Below are 26,770 nucleotides of genomic sequence, written 5' to 3'. Positions count from 1 at the left end.
ATCAAATAGGGGGTGAGGGGATGTTTTATCGACAGGACCGGTTATGGTTAAAGTTAGTTGAGGTTGTCGGGGTTTGGGGGCTTTTAGTATTTTTGGATTTGGTGACAGGGGGGCAAGTGATTGCTTCTGTACCTGGTCTTTTACTACTCTTTATTCTTCTTGCTGCGTTACGGTACGGGTTAATCTTCGGACTACTCGCCTTTTCACTAGTGGCGGTGTATCGACTGTTCTATAGCTGGGTTTCCGGAGAAGATGTGTTGTTACTTTTTTACGATACGGATTCCCTTGTTGCCTTTTTATGGATGCTCTGTGTTGCTCTGATCGCTGGACTATTCAGCACATCCTACAGGGAGAAATATGAAAGCCTTCAATTCCATAAAGAAGAGAAGGAAGATGAGAATGAATATTTAAAAGATACCGTTGGGCTCCTAGAACGTACTCAGCGCATGCTACAAATGAAGGTGCTCGAGTCAGACCATTCGTTATCAAGAATTTATCAAGTGGGGATCGCCCTGGATCAGGATCATCCTGAGCTGATTCGAAGTGAAGCGCTAAATGTGTTTCGTAATGTTTTTAAGGCGAAGCAGATGGCGATTTATCATGTGGACCAGTCTCAACGAGCGCTCAGACTTCTAATCAAACAGGATGAGCAGAACCGATTTAAGCAATCCATTTTAATCGAGGACACGTCTTCCATGTTCAAACGGATGCTTGAGAGCAAAACGATTACAATCCGGAACGTAGAGGATCCTGACGACTCGCCGGTTCTTTTGGCCCCGCTTTTGTACGAGGGGGATATTAAAGAGGTCGTCGTGTTAGAGGATATAGAATTCCATTCCATTACGGCCCATCAGATGCAGGTCTTGTCCCTTGTGCTCGACTGGATGTCGAGCCGCCTGCAGAAAGCGTATAACCTTCAGCAGGAGAAGGAAAAGCCGAAGATGTTCTCAGGTACGCGGGTGTATAAGAAGCAATTCTTTAATGAGCTTGTCGAAATGGAAGAGAAGAAAGCAGAAAAATTTGCCCTCCCTTATTTAATTGGGAAGATCCGCCTGAAGTCTACCGTGGAGGTTCCGATTATCGAAGCGGAAATGATGATTCGACCGCATATTCGTGAAATTGACCGCTTAGGATACGATGCAGGTAAAAATGAATTGTGGTTCCTGTTCCCTGGTACAGAACCCGCCGCCCGTGAAGTCGTTTTCCCTCGTATTGAGAACGTCTTAAGGCGGAAAGGGGTCGTTTATGATGCTTGACCTCTTATTATCGCCGTGGCTGTGGGTGGTTTTCTTTATCCTCCACGCCATGATTGTGATGGTTCTCCTTATCCTCTTAAGGGATCGTTTCGATGAAGACCAGCAAGCTGTCGTGGTGTGGGGCGGTATGGTTAGTTGCTTTATGCCCATCATCGGCGAGCTGTTTGGATTTTTGGCTTGGCTATTAGCGAAGCGATTCACAAGTGAGCGAATGCTTGAGGATTATGATGAGTATGTCACGTACGAAGTCTTAAATCTTGAGCCGGTCCGATATGAAGCGAAGCGCAGTGTGGATCTTTTGCCATTAACCGAATCGCTGACACACGGCACGTTTGCGAACCGGAAGAACTCGATTCTGCAATACATCCCAGAAGGGGTGAACCATCAGGGAAAGTATTTGCGGATGGGGCTGTTGAATGAAGATCATGAGACGGTGCACTATTCAGCGACGCTTATCAATACACTTGTTGATCAGTATGAACGAGAGCTGACGCTAGCCAAGGAACAAGCCAATTCAGAGGATGTGGAGAGTTTAAAGAGACTTCATGACACGTACGCTCGCTACATCGATAGTGACGTCCTCACCCCAACACTTAGAAAGCTAAAAGAAGAAATGTGGTTAAGCTTCCTTCTGTCGATCGTGCTTTTGTATCCCAATGAGCCTTGGATTTATGAGGGGCTTGGGGACTGTAGCGACCGCCTCGGGGAACCTGAGGAGGCGGCTTCGTATTACAAAGAGTTGATCGAACAGTTTCCGGGATATACCAAGGGCTACACGAAGCTTCTTAAAGCGTATTATGAAACAGGCAACTGGACTGGAATGAAGGAGATTATTACCTTAAGCCAGCACCATCTTAACTTAACGGAACTACCAGAGAACGACCGATTTGTCTTACATGTACTAGGAGGGAGACAGGCGTGAGAAATATCCGCTCCACATTTGCAGCTATTATTCTAGTTCTTCTACTTAGCGTTGTTGTTTTGCAGTGGGGGCGTCTTTCTGCCATACACACGTGGTTTCCTATGACGGCTCCGGAAAACAGACATTTTCTTACGATGAGTACAAATGAGATAACTAGAGAGACAAACTTGAAAATCAGTTTATTGGAGAATAATAGTGTCGACTCACAAGATGCTATAGATAATATCCGTTACGCACTTCGATACGCAAAAATTCCTTTTGAAGAAGTGGATAAAGAAGACTTAAATTCCCTGGAACCAGATCCTTTCCATGTACTAGTTGTTGCTGGAGAACATACTAGCGAGTGGCCCTATGAATCTATAGAGGCTTTCGTTAATAAAGGGGGGAGGTTGATGGTTGCTTTACGACATGGGGGGAGTGATCCAAAGTGGAACGACTTAACTGGAATTGAAGAGACCAATGATTTTGTATCTGATACGGTGCACGGACTAACAATCGAAAAGCCTGTTTTTCCTGGTTACAACGATCTTTCAGGTGAACATAAATTACTCTCCCATAGTGTGTTGGATGTTGAATTAAGCAAATCTGCAGTTGTTTATCTAACGGTAAAGCACATCCCGGTTATGTGGACGTACCCCCATGGAAAAGGGAAAGTAGGTTTTTGGAATACAACTGTTACAAAAGAAAAGGGAATGAGAGGTTTATTGCTTCAATCTCTATCTCTTTTGCCACCTTCATTCGTCATGCATCAATCTGGGATTAAAGTAACCTATCTCGATGATTTCCCTTCTCCTATAAAGGATGAATTTGTTCATGGAGAAGGGATGGGTTATGGAGCTTTTTTGAAAGATGTGTGGTGGGATCGTATAAAAAAACTTCAAAAGGATTATAACTTATCGCTCACCGGGGCTTTTATTGGAACCTATCAAGATAAAACAGATTTAAACACCGAAGAATTAATCAAGCGTCAGAAATATCCCATGCTTTACTATGGTCGTCAATTAGAAAACAGTGGGGGAGAGATAGCTCTTCATGGTTATAATCACCAACCTTTAGTTGTGAAAGAAGATAATCATCCACTATATCGTAAAAAAGAGTTCAATCCGTACCTCTTATCTGTTGAGGTTGGCCCAACCCATTTTTACAACCCCTATGGTTACAAGATATGGAAATCGGAATCCTTTATCAAACGAACGCTAAAGGATACAAACCAATTATTTCAATATTATTTTCCTAAAGAGAAGATCCAGACTTATGTTCCTCCATCAAATATTTTAGGAAAAAGAGGGTTGGATGCTCTTTTAGAGTCAATTCCTTCTCTGAATGTCTTGGCATCACTGTACTTTGGTGAAAAAGAGGACGAATCGTTTATTCAAGAATATGAATTTGATCACAAATATTCAGACTTATATCACTTTCCGCGCACCGCTAGTGGGCACGGCGATTCTCCGGAAGATCTTTTCTTAATAACTGATGCCATTGCGAACCAAGGAGTATTTTCCCATTTCATACACCCTGATGACCGCACAGATCCAGAGCGTGCACAGGGACGAAATTGGGAAGAAATGAGTGAAGGTCTTGAGGGTATGTATCAGTTTATATCTAAAAACTTCCCCTACCTCGAAAGCCTAACCCAACAAGAAGCGCGTGAAAAAATGATTACCTATCAGCAATCGAAAATCGATGTTCGTTATCAAGAAGACTCCATCACGATCTCGGGAGAAGACATGTTAGACCCTTCGGTTGCTCTTGTTCGCATTCAACCAGGGAAGCATCTAGAAACAGGCGAATTTTCTTTTGGAGAGGTAGAAGTAATGCAGGCTTCATCAGGTTTATATATCGTCACGCTCCGTAAACCATCTGTCACGCTTCTGTTGAAGGAGGATGTATCATGAGAATCGGTATGATTGTTGAGGGGAGTTACCCGTATGTCAGTGGCGGGGTTTCGAGTTGGGTCCATACGATTATTCGGCAAATGCCTCAGTATGAATTTGAAATCATAGCGATCAATCCCTCTCCCTACACGGAGGAGGACATGCAGTACCGGTTACCCCCGAATGTCACGGGGATTCATAACCTGACGCTTAATGAAGCCTCCGAGCGACGAATGAAGAAGAAAGTCGTGTTAGAAGACAGAGAGATTCGTTCCTTAGAGAAGTGGTTGATGTTTGAAGAAGTGGATACAGATGCGTTATTCGTAATGGGGGATGTGATCCCTTCAAGCGAGCGCTACTTCGCCAGCCGCATTTTTTATGAAACGGTCAAAAAGAGCTATGAGCTTGAGCCAAACAAGGGATCTTTTATCGATTTTCTGTGGATGTGGCGAGGAATGTTCGAACCCGTCTTCAGGCTCCTGCAACAAGATCTACCTAAAGTGGATCTCGTTCATAGTGCTTCGACGGGGTACGCAGGATTGCTTGGAGCTTATATGGCGAAAAGTCAGGACATTCCTTTTTACGTGACCGAACACGGCATCTACTCGAGGGAGCGTGAAGAAGAGATCTTAAAGGCGTCCTGGATCCCGTCTTTTTATAAGAAGCACTGGATTCAATTCTTCCACCATCTATCAAGGCAAGCCTATAAAGAAGCGGATCAGATCCTTACCCTTTTTGAGAAAAATCAGCACCATCAATTGGAGATCGGAGCGGCTCATGAGAAGACAGCGATTATTCCGAATGGAGTGGATTATGAGAGGCTATCTACATTGCCGGAACATAAAGAAGAACGCCCGTTTCGGATTGGAGCGATCATCCGCGTTGTCCCGATTAAAGATGTGAAAACGATGATTACAGCAGCGAAAATTCTAGAGCAGCGCGGCCGGGTGTTCGAATGGATCTTAATGGGCCCCCTTGATGAGGATGAGGACTACGTGAATAAATGTCGTCTCCTAATCAGGCAAAATGATCTTGAAGACATGGTGAAGCTCGTTGGAAAAGTGGATATCAAAGAGTACTTACCAACTTTCGATATTGGGGTACTTACAAGTATTTCAGAAGGGCAGCCGTTAGCGGTCTTAGAAGGGATGTCAGCTGGTCTTCCTTATGTGGTAACGGACGTCGGCGCTTGTTATGAGCTTATACACGGAAGAGAAGATGATCCTTTTGGCCCTTCAGGATTCGTCGTCCCGCCTGTTCACCCGGACCTTGTGGCTGACCGGATTGAGTGGCTGATGGATTACCCGGTAGAGCGGAAGCATTTCGGGGAAAATGGACGAAAGCGCGTAGCCGCTTTCTATCAGCACCACCACATGATCGATCAGTACGAGGAACTTTATCGAATAGGGAGGTCAGCGTATGGCAGGCATCGGGTTTAAATTACAAAAGCTCTTTCAGGAAGATTACTATTCTTCGAGATTGAAAGCCTACGCCTTTGCAGGGCTGGTCTCCTCAGGCCCGTGGCTGATCGTAATCACCGCGATCACACTCATTCAATGGCTCTCCTCGCGCCTGACAGGAATCGAACTTGCAGAACGAGAGCTCTTTACGCTGTCTGTCGCGTATTGCTTTATCTTCTCTCAAGTGATCCTCGGCATTCAACACTTAATCGTAACTCGCTATGTCGCGGATTTGTTCTATGAAAAAATATATGACCGTATTTTCCCCACGTTTTTAGGCGTGAGCAAAGTAACGCTTCTGTTCTCCTTAACCGTCTGGGTAGCGTTTGCGTTCTATTCGCCTCTTCACTTAGGCTATAAGCTTGTTCTGTTAACCCTATTCATCGCGATTAATCTCATCTGGGTGATGTTTATTTTCTTAAGCGCAGCGAAATATTATCAAGCGGTCGCCTACAGTTTTCTGATTGGGGGAGTAGTTGGCGTATTATCGATTTTACTTATTCCATTTGTTCCAGAAAATTTAGGTTTATCGATGTCCCTTTTGATGCTTCTGGGCTTTACGCTCGGAATGGTGCTCACCTTGTTCGGTCTTATGTATGCCATGCTCATCACCTTCCCGAATCGGAACCGGGAAAATCAATTTTCTTACTTAAAATACTACGACCGTTATCCTGCTTTATTTGGCGCAGGGTTCCTTTACAACGCAGGGATCTGGGTGTGCAACTGGATCATTTGGTTCGGAGAAGGAGGTAGCGTGGTTGCCGGGACGTTTCTGACCAATCGTCTGTATGACACGGCAATATTCTGGTCCTACTTAACGATTATCCCGACACTCATTATCTTTGTTGTATCCGTGGAAACCCGTTTCTACGAACGATACCGCACCTTTTACGGATTTGTTAACCAAGGAGGCACATACGAACAAATCGGGCGTGCCCAAAATAAAATGAATCACGTACTGCGCCAGGAAATGGCTCGCCTGTTCAGGAGCCAGGGCGTCGTTTCATTCGTAGCGATCCTACTCTCGGCCTGGCTCGTCGCCTGGGCCGGGTTGGACCGGGAAATCGGAGAGATCTTCCGGATTACAACCATTGGCGCTTTCTCAAATGCTATGGTCCTCGTCATTACGCTTCTCCTTCTGTACTTCGATGATCAAAAAGGAGCCGTCCTGACGAGTGCCCTGTTCTATACGCTAAACGGATTGTTCACCTTCCTCCTGCTTCCAAAAGGGATTGACTGGTACGGCATCAGCTTTGCCCTAGGCTCCACTGCCGCATTTCTATTTGCAGGTGCCCGTCTGATCTACTTCCTGCGCGAAGTCGATTATTACACTTTTTGCCGACCAGCCGAACGGGATGGGGGAGACTGGTTTGAGCGGGTTGGGGAGAGGTTGAATCGGATTCGGGTTTTGTGATTGGGGTGTGTTGGTGGCTTGAGTGAGGCGTTGGCGGCTCAAGTGCTAGGCGGGTGGCTCAAGTGAGGCGCTGGCGGCTCAAGTTCAGGGAGCGCGGCTCAAGTCGTGCGCGGACGGCTCAAGCTAGGCCGATACGGCTCAAGATTTGCTGGAATTGGCTCAAGAGGTGAAAATAACAGCTCAAGTCAGGAGCGGACGGCTTAAGTCAGCTGATACTGGCTTAAAAGAGGGAAAACTGGCTTAAGTTCAAGGAAAAGTGACTCAAGCCCCAGCAGTTAATTGACTGTTGGGGCTTTTTTGTATTGAGCTGGGGGGCGAGTGGCTCAAGTTCGGTGCGTGCGGCTCAAGTTGAGTGAGACCGGCTCAAGCCAGGCCGATACGGCTCAAGATTTGCGGGAATTGGCTCAAGGGGTGAAAATAACAGCTCAAGTCAGGCGCGGACGGCTTAAGTTAGCTGATACTGGCTTAAGTTCGAGGAAACTGGCTTGAGTTCAAGGAAAAGTGACTCAAGCCCCAGCAGTCAATTGGCTGCTGGGGGCTTTTTTGTATTGAGCTGGTGGGGGCGAGTGGCTCAAGTTCGGTGCGTGCGGCTCAAGTGGTGCGCTGACGGCTCAAGTTCAGGGAGCGCGGCTCAAGCTAGGCCGATACGGCTCAAGATTTAAGAGTATTGGCTCAAGAGGTGAAAATAACAGCTCAAGTCAGGAGCTGATGGCTTAAGTCAGCTGATACTGGCTTAAAAGAGGGAAAACCGGCTTAAGTTCAAAGAAACCGGCTCAAGCCCCCAGCAGTCAATTGGCTGTTGGGGGTTTTGATTTTGTATTGAGCCCCTCCCAGCAGTCCATTCGGATGATCCTCTAGACATGCACAAAAAAACGTCCAGTGCCGCTAGGCCTGGACGTTTGGTTCATTTGAACTTTCTTGAGACTGTCGTTTATTCTTTAAGGTCCATTCAATGGCGGCGATGCAGATCATCAGCCAAGTGAATCCAATTGCGAAGCCTGCTAGGACGTCGGTGAAGAAGTGGATGCTTCCGAACACGCGACTCAATCCGATCGCTAGCATGAAGATCGTAAGGACTACATTCACCGTCCACTTGATCCCGTTTGACAGGTGGCTAATGGAGATGAGGTAGATCAGGAATCCGTAAAAAGCGACCGCTCCTGATGTGTGACCGCTAGGGAAGCTTGATGAATCCCCTGTGTATTGCGTTTGGTCAGGGCGTTCTCTCATGTAAGAGATCTTTAACAGTTTGGTGATGCCGCTCACGCCGATCATGTTAATGGCAAAGAAAAGGCCTAGATAGCGGCTGAAGGGGGATAAGAATAATAAGTAGAGGAGCGTCATAACAGACAAGACAGTCAACCACAGGACAGAACCTGCTTTTGTGACAGAAAGCATGGCAGAAGTGACCCACTGTGGCGTTTGGCCGGCTAATTCAAAAGCCCACTGATCGATCGATAACTTTCCAGAAGCCATTACCGTTTCGCCGATGATAAAGATCGAAGCGACAAAGAGCAGGACGAGCAGGATTCCCGGTCCCCATAGGGCAGATGGTTTCGTTCGGTCTGAAAGTAGAATTGGTTTGGGCATAAGGACCTCCTTTAAAGTCTTAGTGGTGAATGAAATACCCTTATGGGGACCAGGTGAAACGTTTGAAGGACTGGTAAAAAGCTCCTTGGACTATTAGGAGGTAGAAGTTGTATCGTTATAGATTCACTTTAAAAAAAATCCGCCAATTTCGAAGCGAAATAATTCCTTAATATGGTAAGGTGGGGGTAGGGAAATAAGTGTGACTTCTACTCGGGTAATTTTATGAAAAATAATGATTTGGATTAAAAATCACTTCTTCATTTACGCAGCATTTTTGTGAAAAAGGAGGGATTACATATGGAAAGTTTAGTTACTATTCTTATCATAAGCTCAGCAGTATTAGTTATGGGTGTCACGAAGTATAAAGACTATAAAAATAAGAAAGAACATCCACCAAAGAAATGGGAAGGAAAGACAGAAAGAGAAATGGAACAAGATCGAGAAAGCGCAGACAGACTCACCGAACAACAGAAAGGAAACGGTAGAGGAGGCGGACCTTTTTAAATGCATTACTCTCTTAAAAGGGCCAGTGTGGTGTAAGGCTAAGTAGAAGTTCGTGCTGTGGTCCGTATATAAGGTAAATTCTAAATACTTAACTTACCAACTAGACCCGGAGAAATGTGGGGGAAGGGGATTATATGATTTTTGACGTATTAACAGGAAAACTATCGATTTTAATTACACTAGCTTTTGGCACATTGCTCATTGTGTTATTCCCTATCATACATAAGGAAAATAAGTATTTTGCTTGGTTTAGTCTGGTAATGGGGGTTCTGGTTTTAGTGCTTTTATTATGGTTCACGTTTGGCAATGTGGTTATTAGAGAGCAGATCCTCCGGTACGGACTTTAATAACCCAATTGAATAGGTGAAGTAAAAAATTGGAAGGAGAATTCAGGTGGTACATCTCTTACTCCCTATTATTATTTCCGCAATCATAGGTATCCTTTTCTCAAGGAGGTACAAAAACAAAGCTAAAGTGGATAAAGGCTTTGCAATCAATTATTTTAGCTTGTCCTATAGAAGAAAAATGGTTAGAACAATAAGAATGTCCCCTGTTATTCTTATTGCCCTTACTGTAATTTATTTTGCTCAAGAATTAAGTCTGTTGACTAGAATCCTTTTCATATTATCTTTACTCACTATTTTTATCACTCAGCTACTCTACAACACTCATATGTGGAAGAAAATAGAACGTCATGCATGATAGTGAAATAGTTCCGCAATTTGTACTCCTTAATTGAACTACTTTTTTTATGTGAAAATGTAGTCGAAATTGCAGAGCAAACTGCATGTTGATTTGCGCCATTAATTATGTAATTTAGAGGATTTTTGGTATTAACATTGTAAAATGAATTAATGAGCATTATTCAACTAACAAGGCAGTAGAGTTTAAGAAGAGGTTCCTTAGAGGAGATGGAAACTTTATGTTTATAGTTAATGTAGAGGGGACTATTTTTAAAGAAAATAAATGGCTAATCATTAAACGAAGTGAAAAAGAAGAACACGCAGGTGGATTGCTTTCTCTTGTGGGAGGTAAGGTTGAAAATGAGGGCAATTCCTCAGATATTTTAGAAGCCACAGTCAAAAGAGAAATCTTTGAAGAAGTAGGCATTGAAGTTAAAGAGAACATAAGGTATGTACATAGCACTTCCTTTATAGCGGACTCAGGAGAAACTGTGATTGATATTGTTTTCCTATGTGAATATGCTTCGGGAGAGCCATTTGCTAAAAGCCCAAATGAAGTCGAAGTAGTGAAGTGGATGACAGTTTCTGAAATAATGAGTGACACATATTCACCAATCTACTTAAAAGAAAGCATAAAACGAGCTGAAAATTTAATTATTCGGAAGTGATATAGTGGATAAAAGAGTATATCTTGTAAGACATTGTGAAGCCGAAGGTCAATCAATCCAATCTCCTTTAACTTTAAATGGAATGAAACAGTCAGAACATCTTTGTGACTTTTTCTCCAATATCAGTATTCAAAAAATAATTACCAGTCCTTTTTTAAGAGCAGTTCAGACCATCAAACCACTAAGTAAAAAACTAGATATAGAAATCGAAATTGATAAACGACTATCCGAACGAACATTAAGTTCTAAACACTTACCTGATTGGTTCGATAAATTAAAAGCAACATTTGAGGACATGGATTTGACTTTTGAAGGAGGAGAGTCAAGTTCAGATGCAGCTCAACGTATTGTAAATGTATTGGAGTCTGTATTGAATGAGAACACCAATAATATCATCATTGTGACTCACGGCAATATTTTGTCCCTTCTTATTAAAAAATTCGATGAACATTTTGGTTTTGAGGAATGGAAAAATTTGTCCAATCCAGATGTTTATTTATTGACGTTATCAAAAGAACATCATCAGATAGAGCGTTTATGGAAAGGAAATTAGTTTGAATAACTAGAGTCTTTAAGAGAAAAGTATGGGGATGTTTTATCCATTCGTTTCCTAACTGCCAACTGCTAGTTAAGGATCAAACTGATTAACGGATTTGGAGGGGGGATGGCTGCATAGAAATGGCCGCCATCAATAAGGTGTTCAGTATTGGAGAGGAATCACATATAATACACTTATTGGAAAAATGATCCAAATGAATTTTTCTCTAATGATCTGACGTTGATTGGGATGAAGGGTTTGTTTGGCTGTATAAGAGTATTGGTTGATTCAATAAAGAGTAGAAAAAGGAGATCTATAATGAGAAAAATAGGGTTACCTTTATTATCATCCCTTGGGACAATGGCTCTGTTGTATTGGATTGGAAATCTATTTCATTTAACTCTTTTTCGGTTTTCACTCGCCTTCCCTGAGTCAGTAGAAAATGGGACGGGTTTTGAAGCGGATATTGCCATACTTCCATTTGTGATCGGCTTAATAGTTGGGTTGATTGTGGAACGTTCAGTTAAGGTCAGAAGCGAATAATGGCTCAGGATATGTAATAAAAAAGTTCATGAACGTAAAGAAGAAAACGCAGAGGGAAAACTCTGCGTTTTCGTATGCAAATTCCCCTCTAGGAAGATGGGATCGCATCCACGGTTACAAACTCATATCCCTTTTCCCTGAGCCGGTCAATAATCCGGGGGAGTGCATCTAACGTGCCTTCAAGCTCTGAGGAGTCAAAGCTATGCTGCAGTACAATGCTTCCGGGGGAGGCTTGACTAGTAATGGTCCCTACAATCTCATCGGCTGTTTTGCCACTCCAATCGAGTGTGTCAATCGACCATAGGATGTTTAAGAACCCGAGATCTTTAAAGACTTGAGCATCTGCCCTTGTAAAAGAACCGTACGGGGGCCTGAATAGAGATGGGCGAGTGCCTGTTACTTCTTCAATTGTGGAGTTGGCTGAAAGAACCTGTTCTCTGACGTTTGAGGTGTATAGGTTCGATAAGTCGGGATGACCAAAGGAATGATTGGCGATCGTATGGCCTGCGTTTGTGATGTTTTTCGTCATTTGTGGGAAGCGTTTTACTTGTTTACCGAGAACAAAGAACGTGGCTTGAACGTCTTTTTCATCGAGTATGTTAAGAATCTGCGGAGTAATCACGTCATCGGGACCGTCATCAAACGTAAGAGCAATTTGCTTCGTTGTCGTCGGTATTGACCCATACGCTTTCGGCGCTTCAGTTGTTGCGTGAGTCCGGATGAAAGTGCGTTTAAGCATTGGGTCATAGGAAACGTCCATCCCTAATATCTCAGCTGTGATGCGTAAAGGGATGTAGGGGGTGCCGTTGATTTTTGTTGTCGTCGTCTTTAAATAATCACGTTTCCACTTTCTCTCGTTCTGATCGTAATAATCGGTGTACGTTCTGCCGATGGGGAACGCCGCAATATTGCCACGGTCCACCGCGATCGATTGATACATCTCATTAAAATTAACGGTAGCGCCTGTATTTTTGAAGAAGAGGTCTGGAACCATCAGGCGACCGTTTTGCAGCGTGTAGGTTGTTTCAATCTCTTCCCCGTCTACAATGATTTGAGCCGATGGCAGCGTCTCGGCGGAACTTGTTTTGAAGGATATAAAAGGGAAAAGGAAGATGATGAGGGCAACTTGAAATAGACGTCTTTTCATGTTTAATCTCCTCCGATCGTTTAAGCAAAATGGTACTGCTTTTTCTTAGACTCCCCATTATCTGGAGAATTATTGAAATGGAGGAAGATAAAAAAGAACTCTCCCAAAAAAGGGAGAGTTATAAGGGATGGGAGTGTGGGATTACTCTGCTTTTGCTCTATTGGAAGGTTTCGATTCGTTCCCATCTTCATCAACGGCTGTAACGTAATACGTGTACGCTGAAGCATCAGGGTCAGTGTAGTTCTTTCTTTCAAAAGAGGAGACACTGGCTACTTTCTCGAACGTTTCTCCGTCTTTACTGCGATAAACACGGTAACCGATCACGTTCTCATCCCGGACCGCGTGCCACGTTACAAATGTTCCGTTCACTTCAACTTGTTCTGGAGAAGGGAGTTGCTGCTCTTTAGGCTCTTGTTCTTTCTCGCTAGCTGGATCTTTTAACTCTGTATACACAACGAGGCGCTCTAAATGGTTTCTCGTTTCCTGATCAAAGGTTCCGGTACAGGTAATCAGGTTGAGTCGCTTCTTATCTGTCGTGCCGAAGATTTCTTCGATCGGAGCATTGTCATAAGGGTAGCTCTCGAGAGCCTTCACGACGTACGTTTTTTTCTCGCCGTTTTGATCAGTCACGGTCACCTCGTCGCCCTTCTCTAAATTCTTCAGGTAAAAGAAGACCGCAGGCCCTTTATAGCTATCCACATGCCCGGCGATGACGGCGTTCCCTGTATTCCCGGGTCTCGTGCCAGGTTCAAACCACCCGACCGTTTTGGTGCTATCAGGGACACCCATTTCTCCGTTATCAAGAACCCCGACCTTTTCAATCTTTGTATCGACATCAATAGCTGGAATCGACAGGTGGGTGGGAACGATGCCTTGATCTTCCTGCTTATCCTCTTTATCCACACTAGAAGAGTTCATGTTTTCGTTTTGATTAAGGACGGTAAATTCTTGTTGCAACAATGGATCTTTATTTGCGAGTTCGTTTAGATAGGACGATTCTTCCTTACCAGAAACATGGCTCACTGCTGTTTCCTGGCTTGATTGAGTTGAGAATTCGGATTTCTGATATCCAAAAAGGAGCAGGAAAACCGCTCCAACGATAAAGAAGTAAACACTCCACTTCATACCCATCACCTTTCTCTCTAATAGAATGCCAGGACGGAAAAAAGAGAGGCATTTCGCCCCTCAGAGTCCGGCTAGACTAGGCTTTCTTATTCGAACGGGAAGCGAGCACGCCACCTGAAAGAACAACGAGGCTTGCAAAAGTGATCCACATCCATAAGAATCCGTTTTGCTCGCTGCCACCAAGCCCTGTGTCAGGCATTTCTGATGGCATCATGCTGTATTCGTCAGGCATGCTTGTAACAACAGCCTCACTCAGCATTTCGCCTACTCCGAACATATAAGCGAATCCTTCGTCGAATGATTCATAAGTCGCTTCATACTCACCGTTTACATACTGATCAAATGTTTGAAGTACATCTTCTTCATGCATCCAAATGGCTTCTTTTGCAGCGTCTTCTGGTAGATTTCCTTCTGTTGCTTGTGATAGAAACATTCCGAATTGTTGGGAGAAATCTTTCAGACGCTGTTCCGCATCTTTTCGTTCATCGTTTTGCTCCTGAAGAGTAGCAGCTACTACTTTCGATTGGGCCGCAATGTGGTCCTTTTGCCAAATTTTCTCGAACTGATCTGCTGCCTCTTGTCCGTAAATGGATGCGATCGCTCCTTTGAAATCAGCTGTTTGCTGATCCTCAGCCCACGTTACAAAGTCATAATCCTTCGCCTGGTCGAACCCTTTTTGCATCTCAAGCGTAGCAAGGGCAAAGTGTTCAGACGCAAGACTATTTAAGGTAGAGCGTAGATCTGCTGCTTTTGTATCGACTTTCGTATGATTAAATTGGTCCGGTTTCTGATTTACGATCGCACCAGAAAGAGCTTTACTAATGTCAAACATGCGATCAAATCCAGTGCGGAAGGATTGATATGCCTTCTTATAATCTTCATTTACGTAAGCATAGAACACGTCTTGCACGTCTTGTTCATGAGCGCGCAACACTTTTTCAGCTGTGTCTGCTGGAAGGTTCCCGCCTGTTGCTTCACTTAAGAACGTCCCAAGTTCTTGTGGAAACTGCTGAAGAAGCTGTTGCTTTGCTTTTTCTTCAGCTTCTTTGTCTCCGCTCTTCACGGCCTCTGCAAGACCAGGCGTTTCTTCATATTGTGAATCGAATATCTTCTCAAATTGCGCTGCGCCTTCTTTGCCGTATATGGATTGAATGGCTTTCGTCAGGTCGTTCGCGTTTCGCTCAAGTGCCTGATTGATCGCTTCGGTATCCTCGGCATCGTCATAGGTTTTCGTCATCGAAATCGTTTGATACACAAAGTGATTCGATAAGAGTTCACTAAGCGTTGCTCGTAAATCCGCCGCCGGCGTCTTCGCCGTTGGCCCCGATTCCGCATGCGCCATTGATACGGAAGGGACGAGTAGTAGCAGTGCCATGGTAAGGGCGAACACTTTTTTTATTAGTTTCATAGTCGATTCTCTCCTTTGTTAGGTCGTTTTCATGTAGCTATCGAAGGAGAAATCGATTTGGATCACTAGTTTTATAAAAAAATCTCCCAGCCAGGTATTTAAACTGGCTGGGAGGGTGCTTCCGTTAGCCTTAATTGAGAGTAAGGAGGGCCTGGAAACCACTCGCTTTCCTGTGGGGAGCTGGTGAGCCTCCTCAGCCGGCTGCGCCGGCCTCCGGGGTCTCACCTAGGCTCTTCTGCCCACGGGAGTCTCGCAGTTTCCAGGCCCTCCTTTTCCATATGTAGGATGAACGGAAGCATGCCTGGTGGGGCGGAGTGTTCTCCCCTGACAAGAAACATAGACCCGTTACCTCAAGTGGGGACGTATAAAAGTTGGAATGAACTCTAAAAAGCTTACTTCTTAAACAAACCAAGTAAGCGTTCTAGGGGGCTTTTTGAGCTCTTTACGGTTACTTCGAGTTGTTGGTTGAAGGCGTTTTGGGCTTCCCACTCTTTTTGTTGGTGCTCGCGCATTTGGCGTAATTCTTCTTGTAAGGCTTCGCTTTTTTCGCGTTCTTGTTCGAGTAAAGATTCGTACTGGGTCTTTTGTTCTTCAATCATTTTATCCATCTTGGTGTGCGTTTTCTGAGAGAAGTTCCCGACACCTGAGCTGATGACGTGGTGGTCTTGTTGGAGACGGGCCACGGTGGTTTTTAAATCATCCATATCCTGCTTCAGCTGGACGTTCATTTCTCTTGAAGCGGCCAGTTCTGTTGCGAGGAGCTGGAGGAGTTCTTCTGTTTTCTTTGGATCTGAAAGGGATTTATTATATGTACCCGCTGTGGCGATGGCTTTTTCATTATAGCCACGCAGCATTTCCTTTTGTTTCTGGACCACTTCCTGGGCTGCTTCGTCCTGGGTGAGGGAGGTTTCTTTTATCGCTTTTTATCGCCCGAATCGCTTCCACGTCTGATTTCACGAAGATCCGTCTGTCGCCATCTTTAAAAAATTCATAGCCATTTCGCTCGAGGATCTGGCCATACCGGCGCACGGTCGTGGTCGCAATTCCTACATCTTCAGCCACTTCTTTTGTGGAAAACGCTCGTTCGTTCTGTTGTATGTCGTGTCGCATCTTCGGCCTCCTTTTCTTCCAAATATGAAGGTTTTCGACGAATTTTGCAAGGTCCAATAGATGGGTTCGGTGGGGCTTTTAAGGATAAAATTTTAATAGAATAAGAGTATTTTCAAACAAACCCGGGTATACAGAAGGATGTGAGACGCTAGAAAAGATATTACTATTTTTAGAGGAGGCATAATCATGTCTAACGATGTACTAATGGTCGTGACTAGTCACACAAAAATTACAGATCAACATAAAACAGGTTTATGGCTCGAAGAATTCGCAGCCCCTTACAATATGTTCAGAGAACAAGGCTATAACATTCGCGTAACGTCAATCGCAGGTGGTCAGGTTGAGCTTGATCCTAACAGTGTTCCGGAAGAAGAAACACCAAAATGGGATGAAGCGCGCCTGCAGCTAGAAGATACAGAACAGCTTACGAAAGAAATCGTAGACGAAGGGTATGACGCGATCTTCTTACCAGGTGGACACGGCGCTATGTTTGACTTCCCGGATAACGAAGCTCTTCAATATGCGCTTCAACAATTTGCGGAAAACGATAAAGTAATCGGGTCCGTTTGTCACGGTCCAGCCGGTCTTGTGAACGCAACGTACGAAGACGGCACGCCTATTGTAAAAGGCAAGAAAGTGAATGGCTTTACAGATTCTGAAGAGCGTGGCATGGAACTAGATGACAACATGCCTTTCTTATTAGAAACAAAACTTCGTGAACAAGGCGCTGAATTTGAAAGCGGCGACGACTGGGCAGACTACTCCGTCCGCGACGGTAAGTTGATTACGGGTCAAAACCCAATGTCTAGTGAAAGCACCGCTCAGAAAGTGATTGAAGCGTTGACTGAATTTTAAAATGAGAATAGATGAGTCATGGCGAAGGTCCTTAGGGGACCTTCGTTTTTTTTTGTGAGGAGGGGGGCTTGAGTTCAGAGTTGGGGGCTTAAGTTGAGGAGGAATGGCTCAAGTGAAGGTGAAGGGGCTCAAGTCGTGGAAGGAGCGGCTCGAGTCCAGAGGGGGGCTCAAGTCGTGGAAAGAGCGGCTCGAGTCCAGAGGGGGGCTCAAGTTGAGGAGGAGAGGCTCAAGTAGGGAGAGAAGTGGCTCGTGATTTTATGAAATTGGCTCAAGGGATGAAAAAATCGACTCAAGTTGAGGGAGAGAAGCTCAAGAGCAATAAAACAGGCTCAAGTGAAGGTGAAGGGGCTCAAGTCTTGGAGGGAGCGGCTCGAGTCCAGAGGGGAGATCAAGTTGAGGAAGAGAGGCTCAAGTAGGGAGAGAAGTGGCTCGTGATTTTGAAAAATTGGCTCAAGGGATGAAAAAATCGACTCAAGTTGAGGGAGAGAAGCTCAAGAGCAATGAAACAGGCTCAAGTGAAGGTGAAGGGGCTCAAGTCGTGGAAGGAGCGGCTCGAGTCCAGGGGGCTCAAGCTCAACGAAAACGGCTCTAGCCACGACCACTATTCTACGGGATGGCTGAATGAACGAAAGAGGAGAGGGCATGAATAAGTCGAAAGTCATAAGGGATGTGCGACGATGGGGCTGTTTTCCAAGATGGAGCTCTTAAATATTTGAATTTTCTGTATTCTTTGGTAGTGTTAGGAATATGACAAAATTCAAGGAGGAAGATACATACGTATGTTTTCACAAAAAGGTAAACAATTGTTGGTCGTGTTCCTTGCTTCGTTTTTGTTAGTGGCGCCGTATCAGTCTGCAACTCAGAATGAGATTGCCGCTTCACCAGAGGAGTCGTCGCTATCTGCTCAGCTTACAACGATTTTAAATGATGAGAAGTTGGAAGGAGCCCTTGCTGGGGTAAGTGTTCGTTCAGCCGATACAGGTGAGGAGATGTATGAATATAACGGGGATCTTCGCTTAAAGCCGGCCTCGAACATGAAACTCTTAACGGCAGCTGCCGCCCTTGATACGCTAGGAGAAGAGTATACCTTCCCAACTGAAGTACTTGGAGACGGTGAAGTGAAGGGCGGAAAGTTACATGGAGATTTGTATTTGAAAGGTAAAGGCGATCCTACATTGATGAAAGAAGATTTTGAAGAACTGGCTAAATCATTGAAGCAAGAAGGGATTCGTGAAGTGAAGGGGGATGTAATCGCAGATGATACGTGGTATGACGACGTTCGTTTGTCTGAAGATATCTCCTGGAATGATGAAACCAATTACTATGCAGCTCAAGTCTCAGCTCTGACAGCTGCACCTAATAAAGACTATGATGCCGGCACGGTCATTGTTGCCGCTTATCCAGGTGAGGATGAGGGGGATCAGGCTGACATTCAGGTCACGCCTGAAACGGAATATATTCAAGTTGTGAACCAGACCGAAACCGTAGCGGCCGATCAACCGAAGGACATCTCGATCACAAGAGAACATGGAACGAATAACGTCATCATTGAAGGGACGATCCCGGTTGATGGAACTAGGTCTCGCTCATGGGTGGCGGTGTCAGAACCAAGTGGATTAGCGCTCGATTTATTTCATCAAGCTCTAAAGGAAGAAGGCATTAAAGTAAAAGGGGAGCAAAAGCTTGATGGAAAAGCCCCTGCTTCAGCTGAACAGGTCACATCGATTGAGTCGATGCCTCTTGAAGAACTACTCATTCCATTTATGAAACTGAGTAACAATGGACATGCAGAGGTACTTGTAAAAGAAATGGGGAAAGTCGTCTCAGATGAAGGAAGCTGGGAGAAAGGATTAGACGTGGTAGAAAACTACTTAACAGACATCGGTGTCGATGCCGACACAATGCGCCTTCGCGATGGATCCGGGATGTCTCATGTAAATATGGTCCCTGCCAATGAAATCTCTGAACTTCTCTATAAAGTAAGAAGCGAAGAGTGGTTTGATGAGTACTTACGCTCACTTCCTGTCGCAGGCAACAGTGAACGCTTTGTCGGCGGAACCCTTCGTTACCGAATGGGAGATACAGTAGCAGATGAAAATGTCCAAGCCAAAACCGGCTCCTTAACAGGCGTTACGTCGCTATCAGGATACGTAACTGCCCAAAATGGAGAAAGACTCATCTTTTCGATCCTCCTGAACAATTACTTAGGCTCTGTCCAAGAGATCGAAGATGAAATTGCCATCACCTTAGCCGAATATGAGGGATAACCAAAAAGGTCTTGTTCAATAGGAACAAGACCTTTTTGTTACTTAGTTTTATTAAAAGATGGGGGGGCATTTTTGTATGTTTAGGGCCGTTACGTTTTTTAGTGCTTGGGGTGTCTGGGGAACGACTCACTTTCCGCGGCCCCCAACTCGTCGCAGAAAGCGAGTGATTTCCCGAACCACCATGCGCCCAGCTAATGCAAAAGGAAACATTCCCCAATCCCTGAGATTATGATACAGGGAAGGAAACCCCTGTTAGGCGTTCGGATTCTTGCCATAAGAGATCCGCATCGACCACATCTAGAGCGCGTGTTTTCGGCTGAACAAGAACGGGATCCCCCGTCATCTCCATCTTCCCTGATGGACCGTAATACTCTCCGCCTTTTGCATGCGGATCTGTCGCAGCACGAATGCCTGGAAGAGCCCCGTCGTATGCGCTTTGGGTAATTCGCTCAAGGACCCCGCGAAGCATTTTGAATGCGAATTTGTTCTCAACATGTCTGGCTAAGTTAGTATTCGCACCACCTGGATGAGCGGCAAGAACTTCGATCTGTAAGCCTGCCTCTTCCAAACGTCGCTGTAATTCATAAGTGAATAATAAGTTCGCAAGCTTAGAACGTGAGTAGGCTTTCATAGGGGAGTAGCCTTTCCCGCCTTCATACATAAGGTTATTAAAGTCAAGTTTTCCTTGCTTATGAGCATTGCTGCTAATGTTCACAATGCGAGCGTGCTCTGATTGTTTAAGGTGATCAAACAGAAGAGATGTTAGGGCGAAATGACCCAGGTGGTTAATACCAAGCTGCTGTTCAAATCCATCTTCTGTTTTGCCATATGGCGTTGTCATAACCCCTGCGTTGTTCATTAAGATGTCCAATTGATCGTACTTTGATTTGAATTGTTCACTGAAGGCGTGAATCGATTCCAAGCTTCCTAAATCGAGTTGCATGACCTCCACGTTAGCGTCAGGAAACATGGAAAGAATGTGGGCAGCTGTCTTTTCGCCTTTTTCAGTAGAGCGGCAGGCAAGGACAACGTTTGCTCCTTTAGTAGCGTATACGCGGGCAGCTTCTTGCCCAAGGCCACTATTCGCGCCCGTTACGATAATGGTTTTTCCTTGTAACGATGGGATCTTGTCGACAGACCAGTGATGTTGATTCATTTAGAACACGACCTTTCTAGTTATCTTAGATATTCGTAAAAGAGCGTAGATTATAACTCCTATGTACCTACTTTACATAGTAAACGTTTGCGAGGGTTTTGAAAACGAATAGGCATTTTAAGGGAAAGAAAAAACTCTAAGTTCCTTCACTTAGAGTTGTCGTTCTGTTTGACCTTATGGGAATTATGCTTTGAGGGGGGCGTCTCCTCTGTGGGGAGCATCGACGTAAACAAGAAGGCGGAGCTAAGCACAACGGAAATTAAGAATACAATCGTCTCCACTACATCGTTTGTAAAATCTCCTAGGATACACCACAGAATCATGCCGAGGGATAAGGGCCCTATCACAAGTGGTGGGAGAAAGCGCGAAACGCCGACCTGGGCGATACCATTGGCTATATAATAGATTCCTAAAATGATAGGAATCAGATACAGGATATAGATCATGTTCACACCCCATTTTGTTCCAATTCATACATTTCATTATATCATCCATAATGGTAAAATCATACAAAAATAGGGATAAAGGAGGATTTCTGGATAGGTTTTCAGCGAAGAAATGAAGGAGAGCGGAGAGATATGGTAAAGTTTAGGTAGAACTTTTCTGAAAAAGGAGGCTTCCACAATGGAGATCTTCTATTGGATTTTATTGGTAGTTATCGTTGCAGGAATCTTTTATGGCGTAAATCGTTTAGCCTTTGGTTATTCGGGCCGTCATTTTAAGAAGCGGCTATGGGCTGGGTTGTTGTTTATCTTCTCCACTCCCCTGTTTATGTTCGGTCTTAGTATGGGCGTAAGGCTCATAGAAGATAACGGTTGGCTGGCTGGATCTATTGGTTTCATAACCGCCATCTTTTATTTCTTGAACGGACTATTCGTCTTTATTAGTGCGTTTCGCTTAGTAAACCCGTCTGAACTATTCGGGAAAGAAGACGCGGTAGAGTAAAAAAGAGGGGGCTTGTTACTATGAACAATCGTTCAGATGAAGAAAATCAATCGTTTAACGATGTAACAGAGCATAACCGAACCATCACGGGGTTGAATCCGAAGAAAAGTGGCCGGTTGCCTGGTCCAATTAAGTTTATCGGCATTTTTCTAATCGGGGGCTTTATTTTAATGGGGATTCTTGCGTTTATTTTGAATATCATTACCGGATAATTTTTCCATTATTCAACTACAAAAAGCTACCGTTCAATAGGCGGTAGCTTTTGCTAGCTAAAGGATGTTAGTAAAGTCTTTGGCCTGGTTTTCAAGGGTGTGAGCAGCTTCTAGGATGTTCGAGAAGTCTCGAAGAGCTTCTTGGATTTGCTGTTGGCTGTCTTTTACACTCGCTTGGGCTTGTTCTGTGCCTGTTGTAATAGTATCGATTTCACTTGATATTGATTCGATACTATCTTTTATCTCCTTAATCGAGCCGTCGACCTTCTCAGAAAGCTTCCTCACTTCTTTGGCTACGATGTCAAAACCTCGGCCGTGTTCTCCGGCGCGAGCTGCTTCAATGCCGGCATTTAAGGCAAGCAGGTTCGTTTGAGCCGCTATATCTTTAATCGTCTTGACGATTCCTTGAATGCTTTTAGCATCTTTTTGCAGATTGTTCAGTGTATGGATATTTGAAGTCGAGACTTCTGAGATTTGTTCGATCGTTTTAAGGAAGTCCTCGCTTCGTTCAATGCCAAATTGCGATTTTGAGGTCAGATCTTCTGACATCGCTTCTAGTTTCCTAGCCAACGAATTGATCGCTTTCTGACGGGATGTGATGTTGGTGGCTACTTTAAACACGCCAACGACTTGACTCCGTTCATTTCGGACGGGCATATAGGTTGCTTCTAAGTAAACCTCATCCCCATTTCTGTCTTTTCGCTTAATCTTGTCCTGAAAAGACTTGCCTCTCTCTAGGTCCTTCCAGAATCGTTCGTAACTCACGTCCTGACTGAACTCAGGAAAACAAAGCTTGCTATGATGCATGCCGTACATTTCTTCTGTGGTGTAACCGAGGCTCTTGGCAAAATTGTCATTCACAAATTGAACCTGGCGATTTAAGTCAAATCGAATCGTAGCCAGGTGGTCCTCAATGGCTTGAACAACATGGTGATCATGAATATTGGTTTCAATTTCTGTCGTCATCTATTCTCCCCCTTACCTTCATGATAGAGGTTGGATGTAGGTCCAATCAACTAAAAGGTACCTTGTTGATGTGCTGGATTCCATTTTGTTACAAAATGTTGACGATTCTAAAATTGTGTTACGATTGGGGGAAGAATTGAGGGAGAGGAGCCCGGTTCGTAGTGAAGACATTTTTATTCTATTTGATGATCGTGTTAACCGTAGTGTTTGCGGTGTCGTTCTTTTATTCGATCTTAACGGCGGGTAGTATTCCGATTATCGACGGAGCTGCTACGATTGTGTGCGCGTGGAATGCGCATACCTTGCGAAAGAACATTCGTGAACAAGCGAACTCATAATGATCAGCGCTTCTGTATTTATACAGGAGCGCTTTTTTTAATAGAATATTTACAAAATTATGGAATTCCTTTACAGTTATACTAATAGATTACGGGTCCATCTAGGGAGGGGGATGAGGGATGAAAGCAACGGACAAATATTTGCCTTCTAGAGATCAGCTGATTAGCGTTTTCTTATTTGTCGTTTTCTTAGTGTTTTATTGGCGTGTGTTTATCTTTTTGTTTTATGAGATTTTGCCATCGAATACGGTGATGTGGTTCTTGAGCTGGGTGTCTGTGCTTGTGAACTTTCCGTTGTCGGCTCTTTCTGTTCGGTATATGAAGAAGTGGATTAGTGAAGAGGCAAGGAAGACTTAATCCTGTGAGGTTGAGTCTTTTTTTATAGGGGAGGGCAGTGGTGTGCCAATCTAAGAGGATGTTTCCATCAGCTGTAATTGAGTAAAGGGTGGTTTGGGCACATGCTAACGTTTTCTATCTTTAACCTCTTTATAATAAAACTTTGGGAGAGAGATGGAATAGAGATCTTAGAGAAAGATACATAGTCTTTTAGTAACAGATTTCTCCAGAGGTGAAACTTCTGGTGGGAGGGAACGTACGAATGAGTGAGGATTTTTTGTATGAAATTGTAAGAGAGGTTGCGTTTAGAATGGGGGGAGATGGATTGGAAACAGAGCGGTGTAAGGAAAGGAGAGGGTCGGATGTTTTTTGTACAAATGTCTGGGATTCCTGGGTCAGGTAAATCAACCCTTTCCCGGGAAATAGCACAGAGAACTGGAGCGGTGGTTGTCGATTGTGACGTTGTGAAATCTTCTCTCATGCTTAGTTTACAAGGAACGGGTATGAATGGAAAAGAAATCGGAAAGGTGTCCTATTCAATGAATTGGGCGCTTATTGATTTTCATTTAAGTCAGGGGAAAAGCGTGATTTTTGACAGTCCGTGTCTCTATCAGGAAATGATCGAGAAAGGAACGAAGCTCGCAGAGACGCATAGGGCAGCTTATAAATATGTGGAGTGCTACCTCGAAGATTTGGATGAGATAAACAGAAGACTTAAAAGTCGTGAGCGTAAGGTAAGCCAGGTCGGAAAAGTAAAGTCAGAAGAAGTGTTTACCCCTGCCTTGCATCATAGCAAGAAACCATCTGAAATAGACTGGTATTGTGTCGATACATCTCTTCCGGTTGATGCATATATAGAAGAAGTTATGAGCTACATCGGAAATGATCACAAAGCATTTTCTTCGTCGTATTCAGAATAGGTATGAAGATTAGGAAAATGGAAGGGAGAGAGTTGATGTGGAACCATCCACCGAACAAACGCTGCAGTATTCCAATCGGTTACCATCCTCGCATATTCTCACAAAGAAAATAGCACTAGGGATTTTCGGGGTTCTGACTGCTCTTTCTATGGCCGCCGCACTAGTTACCCTGTATTTGGGAGGAGATCTTCTCATCCTGACCTGGGTTAGCGTCGTGTTTGCGATTGCTTTTGGGTTTATTACCTGGATTCCGTACAGTGAATTGAAGAGGAATGCGAATGTTGCTATTGAAACGGAGGTAAATGAGCGAGGAATTGAAGAAGAGTGGGAGTATAAAGATGGGAGGAAAGAGGAAAATATCATCCCTTATAAGGATATAAAAAAGGTTATTCTGGCCCATGATGCGTATTATATTCACGATTTCATGCATATGGGGCGTGGCCATTATTATATCCGATCCATCATCATCGTTTTCTACCGGGATTCCTATTTCCTGAAGCGGATCAATAACGAAGAAGAGTGGGGAGAGTGGTTCTCACGTTTAAAGAATCACGATATTCCTGTTTTTTACGCTCCTAAAGATCTTCATGACATGCACAGAGCTCACTATGAAGGGTATAAAATCGATTTCTCAAAACTCGAAGCAACCCCGTGGTGGGAGTTGAAAGAAGAGCCGCGCATTCTAAGTGGTGGGAAGAAAAATCCTTTTGACATGTGGATGGAACAAGACACCCTGAAACGGATGAATAAGGATAAAAAAGAGAGAACGAAGAACGTGGACCAACGAGTCACGTTCGGCATTCTAATCTATGGCCTTTTGATGGGGCTTCTCTTATTTCCTGGTGTTCCGGTTGAGGACGGGGGCTATGCTTTAGAAGGGCATCGGTATTTCTTATACATCTTGCTTCCTGGTCTAGCTCCTTTATTCTTTGTCAGCTGGCGTAAGTATTATAAATGGTGGCTGATGCCTGTCGTTTACTACATCACGTATGCGCTCAGTACAACGGTTGGTGTAGGCGTCTCTTCTTTATTCACAGGCCAAACCTTACACATTGGATCGATCTTCTCATATAGTTTGCCTGTCCTATTCTTTGCGATCTTCGATTACCTGTTCGTTTTATTTGGCCGTGCAGCTTCCTTTATTAGTCAAAAATTAAGATTGTGAGGCGATCTCTTGTCTAAAAATATAGTGTGGTCGTGTATTTTTATTTTTTTCGGCGCTTTAGGAGTCACGGTTGTATTTGACCTTTTAGGGGCTGGTGAAATTTTGTGGCTAAGAAATAGTTTATATGCCCTCTTTTTTGCCGTATTTACAGGGCTAAGTTTTGGGATCAGAGCTTTGATTCGAAAAATGGATCAGAAGTATGAAGATGAGTATAAAGAAAAGAAGAGAAAGAAGGGGACAATGTGATTAGCCGAAAACTGTATGCAGTCCTCATTACAATCCCGATTACATCCTTGTTTTTCGGGTATCAATTTCCTTTGCTTGGAGAGGAAGGAGGGCTTACGAACGCTACTTTTTATATGAGGTACGTCTTTGTGGGTATGTTGTACGGCGTTCTCGTATCGATTGCCATCGAGAAGCTCACCCAGAAATTCGGAGACGCGCGCGTTTTCTTCTCCTTTATCTTTCACATGGGCGCCACGATCCCTCTTGTTATTTACCCATTCTTACTCGTGTTTGGCGTGCCAGTGGCTGTGGTGTTTTTCTTTGTGGATGAACTGTTACGGCGGAAAACAAAAACGTCTGTCGCATGAATAGAGGAGGGGGAAACGATTTGCTTCTACTAGGAAATATCCTATACATCCTATTCTCAGGATGGATTGCGCTAGGAGGGTATCGGTATCTGCTCATGCTTCCAGGAGGCTTTGTTATGAATCTTGGGATTGGGCTAGTACTGATCATTGGACTATACATTACTGCTTGGGTTATGGTCGGTAGAATTCAAAGAAAGAAACAGCTTTTTACCATGCGAAAAGTATGTATCGCCATGATTCCAAATCTGCTGGTGACGGTCTTGCTGTATGTTAATAGCTATTATGCGCACCTAGGTTTTATCTCACTACATATTGCTAATCTTGTACTGGTTTCGATATTCGTAATTCCTATAATGGTTAAGATTATAGGGGAACCGTTGGATGATGGAAAAAGTAGCGCGCTTGGATGATAGAGTTCCAAGCGCGCTACTTTTATTGTTACTATATATTTAAGGCAGAGTGTCTGAATGCGCTTAAAAGCATCGGAACGCTCGCATGAGATGTCCGGACGTCGTCCCGGAAAAGCATCAGGAGGTCGGCGCAAAGCGTCAGGACACGTCCGAAAAGCGTCGGAACGCCAGTGCGAAGTGTCGGGACGCCCCTGAAAAGCGTCAGAACGCCGGCGCAAAGCGTCCGGAAGCGCCCCAAAAGTGTCGGGACGCCCCTGAAAAGCGTCAGAACGCCGGCCCGAAGTGTCGGGGCGCGCCCGAAAAGCGTCGGAACGCCGGCGCAAAGCGTCCGGAAGCGCCCCAAAAGTGTCGGGACGCGCTCGAAA

31 protein-coding genes are annotated in these 26,770 nt (G+C 44.3%); 23 read left to right on the top strand and 8 right to left on the bottom strand.

Translation table 11 applies throughout. The features are described 5' to 3' along the window. Positions 1–20 precede the first annotated feature (20 nt). From LQ226_RS12255 to pelG, 5 genes are read left to right on the top strand one after another with little or no spacing between them, the layout of a single operon-like run. Positions 21–1,256 (top strand): hypothetical protein, encoded by a 1,236-nt coding sequence (locus LQ226_RS12255; RefSeq protein ID WP_231418198.1) that lies wholly within the window; start codon positions 21–23, stop codon positions 1,254–1,256. After that, entirely contained in the window at positions 1,246–2,178 is a 933-nt protein-coding gene (locus LQ226_RS12250) for a tetratricopeptide repeat protein (protein ID WP_231418197.1), read from the top strand. The genes LQ226_RS12255 and LQ226_RS12250 overlap by 11 nt, the downstream gene beginning before the upstream one ends. Beyond that, on the top strand, positions 2,175–4,073 hold the full coding sequence (locus LQ226_RS12245) for a DUF2194 domain-containing protein (RefSeq protein ID WP_231418196.1): 1,899 nt from the start codon (positions 2,175–2,177) through the stop codon (positions 4,071–4,073). Before LQ226_RS12250 ends, LQ226_RS12245 begins: the two co-directional genes overlap by 4 nt. Then, a complete protein-coding gene (gene pelF, locus LQ226_RS12240; RefSeq protein ID WP_231418195.1) occupies positions 4,070–5,491 on the top strand; it encodes a GT4 family glycosyltransferase PelF in 1,422 nt (473 codons plus the stop codon). Before LQ226_RS12245 ends, pelF begins: the two co-directional genes overlap by 4 nt. Next, positions 5,472–6,926 (top strand): exopolysaccharide Pel transporter PelG, encoded by a 1,455-nt coding sequence (gene pelG / locus LQ226_RS12235; protein WP_231418194.1) that lies wholly within the window; start codon positions 5,472–5,474, stop codon positions 6,924–6,926. Before pelF ends, pelG begins: the two co-directional genes overlap by 20 nt. Before the next feature lie 885 nt (positions 6,927–7,811). On the opposite strand, the gene LQ226_RS12230 is transcribed toward pelG, so the two are convergent. Further along, positions 7,812–8,516 (bottom strand): phosphatase PAP2 family protein, encoded by a 705-nt coding sequence (locus LQ226_RS12230; protein ID WP_231418193.1) that lies wholly within the window; start codon positions 8,514–8,516, stop codon positions 7,812–7,814. 297 nt (positions 8,517–8,813) lie between these two features. Here LQ226_RS12230 and LQ226_RS12225 point away from each other — a divergent pair, with 297 nt between their 5' ends. The 5 genes from LQ226_RS12225 to LQ226_RS12205 all read left to right on the top strand — a co-directional run bounded on the left by LQ226_RS12225 (position 8,814) and on the right by LQ226_RS12205 (position 11,452). Next, entirely contained in the window at positions 8,814–9,020 is a 207-nt protein-coding gene (locus LQ226_RS12225; RefSeq protein ID WP_231418192.1) for a hypothetical protein, read from the top strand. 134 nt (positions 9,021–9,154) lie between these two features. Continuing rightward, the gene (locus tag LQ226_RS12220) at positions 9,155–9,367 is read left to right on the top strand and encodes a hypothetical protein (RefSeq protein WP_231418191.1); all 213 of its coding nucleotides are present in this window, start codon (positions 9,155–9,157) and stop codon (positions 9,365–9,367) included. Positions 9,368–9,942: 575 nt separating this feature from the next. After that, on the top strand, positions 9,943–10,371 hold the full coding sequence (locus LQ226_RS12215) for an NUDIX hydrolase (protein ID WP_231418190.1): 429 nt from the start codon (positions 9,943–9,945) through the stop codon (positions 10,369–10,371). A gap of 4 nt (positions 10,372–10,375) precedes the next feature. Next, positions 10,376–10,924, top strand: a complete 549-nt coding sequence (locus LQ226_RS12210; protein ID WP_231418189.1) for a histidine phosphatase family protein — start codon at positions 10,376–10,378, stop codon at positions 10,922–10,924. Between the two features lie 303 nt (positions 10,925–11,227). Next, positions 11,228–11,452: a hypothetical protein gene (locus LQ226_RS12205; RefSeq protein ID WP_231418188.1), complete on the top strand. Its 225-nt coding sequence runs from the start codon at positions 11,228–11,230 to the stop codon at positions 11,450–11,452. A gap of 88 nt (positions 11,453–11,540) precedes the next feature. Here the strand turns inward: LQ226_RS12205 and LQ226_RS12200 are convergent, their stop codons facing one another. From LQ226_RS12200 to LQ226_RS12180, 5 genes are all read right to left on the bottom strand, one after another. Continuing rightward, the gene (locus tag LQ226_RS12200) at positions 11,541–12,599 is read right to left on the bottom strand and encodes a polysaccharide deacetylase family protein (RefSeq protein ID WP_231418187.1); all 1,059 of its coding nucleotides are present in this window, start codon (positions 12,597–12,599) and stop codon (positions 11,541–11,543) included. Positions 12,600–12,740: 141 nt separating this feature from the next. After that, positions 12,741–13,724 carry a class F sortase gene (locus LQ226_RS12195; RefSeq protein ID WP_231418186.1) on the bottom strand — a complete coding sequence of 328 codons (984 nt, stop codon included), beginning with the start codon at positions 13,722–13,724 and terminating at the stop codon, positions 12,741–12,743. Positions 13,725–13,800: 76 nt separating this feature from the next. Continuing rightward, positions 13,801–15,132 (bottom strand): copper amine oxidase, encoded by a 1,332-nt coding sequence (locus tag LQ226_RS12190; protein WP_231418185.1) that lies wholly within the window; start codon positions 15,130–15,132, stop codon positions 13,801–13,803. 392 nt (positions 15,133–15,524) lie between these two features. Continuing rightward, on the bottom strand, positions 15,525–16,007 hold the full coding sequence (locus tag LQ226_RS12185; protein WP_231418184.1) for a hypothetical protein: 483 nt from the start codon (positions 16,005–16,007) through the stop codon (positions 15,525–15,527). Beyond that, positions 15,970–16,242 (bottom strand): winged helix-turn-helix domain-containing protein, encoded by a 273-nt coding sequence (locus LQ226_RS12180; protein ID WP_231418183.1) that lies wholly within the window; start codon positions 16,240–16,242, stop codon positions 15,970–15,972. The genes LQ226_RS12185 and LQ226_RS12180 overlap by 38 nt, the downstream gene beginning before the upstream one ends. A gap of 186 nt (positions 16,243–16,428) precedes the next feature. On the opposite strand from LQ226_RS12180, the gene LQ226_RS12175 reads away from it, so the two are divergent. From LQ226_RS12175 to dacB, 4 genes are all read left to right on the top strand, one after another. Further along, entirely contained in the window at positions 16,429–17,097 is a 669-nt protein-coding gene (locus LQ226_RS12175) for a type 1 glutamine amidotransferase domain-containing protein (RefSeq protein WP_231418182.1), read from the top strand. A gap of 257 nt (positions 17,098–17,354) precedes the next feature. Beyond that, positions 17,355–17,513, top strand: coding sequence for a hypothetical protein (locus LQ226_RS12170; RefSeq protein ID WP_231418181.1), 159 nt, complete (start codon positions 17,355–17,357; stop codon positions 17,511–17,513). Positions 17,514–17,554: 41 nt separating this feature from the next. Then, the gene (locus LQ226_RS20985) at positions 17,555–17,689 is read left to right on the top strand and encodes a hypothetical protein (RefSeq protein WP_255688555.1); all 135 of its coding nucleotides are present in this window, start codon (positions 17,555–17,557) and stop codon (positions 17,687–17,689) included. Between the two features lie 187 nt (positions 17,690–17,876). Beyond that, the gene (dacB, locus tag LQ226_RS12165; protein ID WP_231418180.1) at positions 17,877–19,364 is read left to right on the top strand and encodes a D-alanyl-D-alanine carboxypeptidase/D-alanyl-D-alanine endopeptidase; all 1,488 of its coding nucleotides are present in this window, start codon (positions 17,877–17,879) and stop codon (positions 19,362–19,364) included. Positions 19,365–19,590: 226 nt separating this feature from the next. Here dacB and LQ226_RS12160 read toward each other — a convergent pair whose 3' ends face one another. Then, complete coding sequence (locus tag LQ226_RS12160) at positions 19,591–20,520, bottom strand: oxidoreductase (protein WP_231418179.1); 930 nt, start codon at positions 20,518–20,520, stop codon at positions 19,591–19,593. 624 nt (positions 20,521–21,144) lie between these two features. Between LQ226_RS12160 and LQ226_RS12155 the strand changes: the two genes are divergently transcribed. After that, complete coding sequence (locus tag LQ226_RS12155) at positions 21,145–21,465, top strand: hypothetical protein (protein WP_231418178.1); 321 nt, start codon at positions 21,145–21,147, stop codon at positions 21,463–21,465. A 20-nt stretch (positions 21,466–21,485) separates the two neighbouring features. Continuing rightward, complete coding sequence (locus tag LQ226_RS12150) at positions 21,486–21,677, top strand: hypothetical protein (RefSeq protein WP_231418177.1); 192 nt, start codon at positions 21,486–21,488, stop codon at positions 21,675–21,677. Between the two features lie 57 nt (positions 21,678–21,734). On the opposite strand, the gene LQ226_RS12145 is transcribed toward LQ226_RS12150, so the two are convergent. Continuing rightward, on the bottom strand, positions 21,735–22,643 hold the full coding sequence (locus tag LQ226_RS12145; RefSeq protein WP_231418176.1) for a methyl-accepting chemotaxis protein: 909 nt from the start codon (positions 22,641–22,643) through the stop codon (positions 21,735–21,737). Between the two features lie 161 nt (positions 22,644–22,804). Between LQ226_RS12145 and LQ226_RS12140 the strand changes: the two genes are divergently transcribed. The 7 genes from LQ226_RS12140 to LQ226_RS12110 all read left to right on the top strand — a co-directional run bounded on the left by LQ226_RS12140 (position 22,805) and on the right by LQ226_RS12110 (position 26,405). Further along, complete coding sequence (locus tag LQ226_RS12140; RefSeq protein ID WP_231418175.1) at positions 22,805–22,981, top strand: hypothetical protein; 177 nt, start codon at positions 22,805–22,807, stop codon at positions 22,979–22,981. 120 nt (positions 22,982–23,101) lie between these two features. Then, positions 23,102–23,338, top strand: coding sequence for a hypothetical protein (locus LQ226_RS12135; protein WP_231418174.1), 237 nt, complete (start codon positions 23,102–23,104; stop codon positions 23,336–23,338). Between the two features lie 341 nt (positions 23,339–23,679). Continuing rightward, complete coding sequence (locus tag LQ226_RS12130; RefSeq protein WP_231418173.1) at positions 23,680–24,237, top strand: P-loop nucleotide/nucleoside kinase family protein; 558 nt, start codon at positions 23,680–23,682, stop codon at positions 24,235–24,237. A 37-nt stretch (positions 24,238–24,274) separates the two neighbouring features. Next, on the top strand, positions 24,275–25,402 hold the full coding sequence (locus LQ226_RS12125) for a hypothetical protein (RefSeq protein ID WP_231418172.1): 1,128 nt from the start codon (positions 24,275–24,277) through the stop codon (positions 25,400–25,402). Positions 25,403–25,426: 24 nt separating this feature from the next. Further along, on the top strand, positions 25,427–25,648 hold the full coding sequence (locus LQ226_RS12120; protein WP_231418171.1) for a hypothetical protein: 222 nt from the start codon (positions 25,427–25,429) through the stop codon (positions 25,646–25,648). Then, positions 25,645–25,995: a hypothetical protein gene (locus LQ226_RS12115; RefSeq protein WP_231418170.1), complete on the top strand. Its 351-nt coding sequence runs from the start codon at positions 25,645–25,647 to the stop codon at positions 25,993–25,995. The genes LQ226_RS12120 and LQ226_RS12115 overlap by 4 nt, the downstream gene beginning before the upstream one ends. A gap of 20 nt (positions 25,996–26,015) precedes the next feature. Next, positions 26,016–26,405 (top strand): hypothetical protein, encoded by a 390-nt coding sequence (locus tag LQ226_RS12110; RefSeq protein ID WP_231418169.1) that lies wholly within the window; start codon positions 26,016–26,018, stop codon positions 26,403–26,405. The last annotated feature ends 365 nt before the right edge of the window (positions 26,406–26,770 follow it).

Origin of the sequence: Pontibacillus sp. HN14 (assembly GCF_021129245.1) — a bacterium.
Lineage (GTDB): Bacteria > Bacillota > Bacilli > Bacillales > BH030062 > Pontibacillus.
This window is presented reverse-complemented; position numbering and strand designations above follow the sequence as displayed.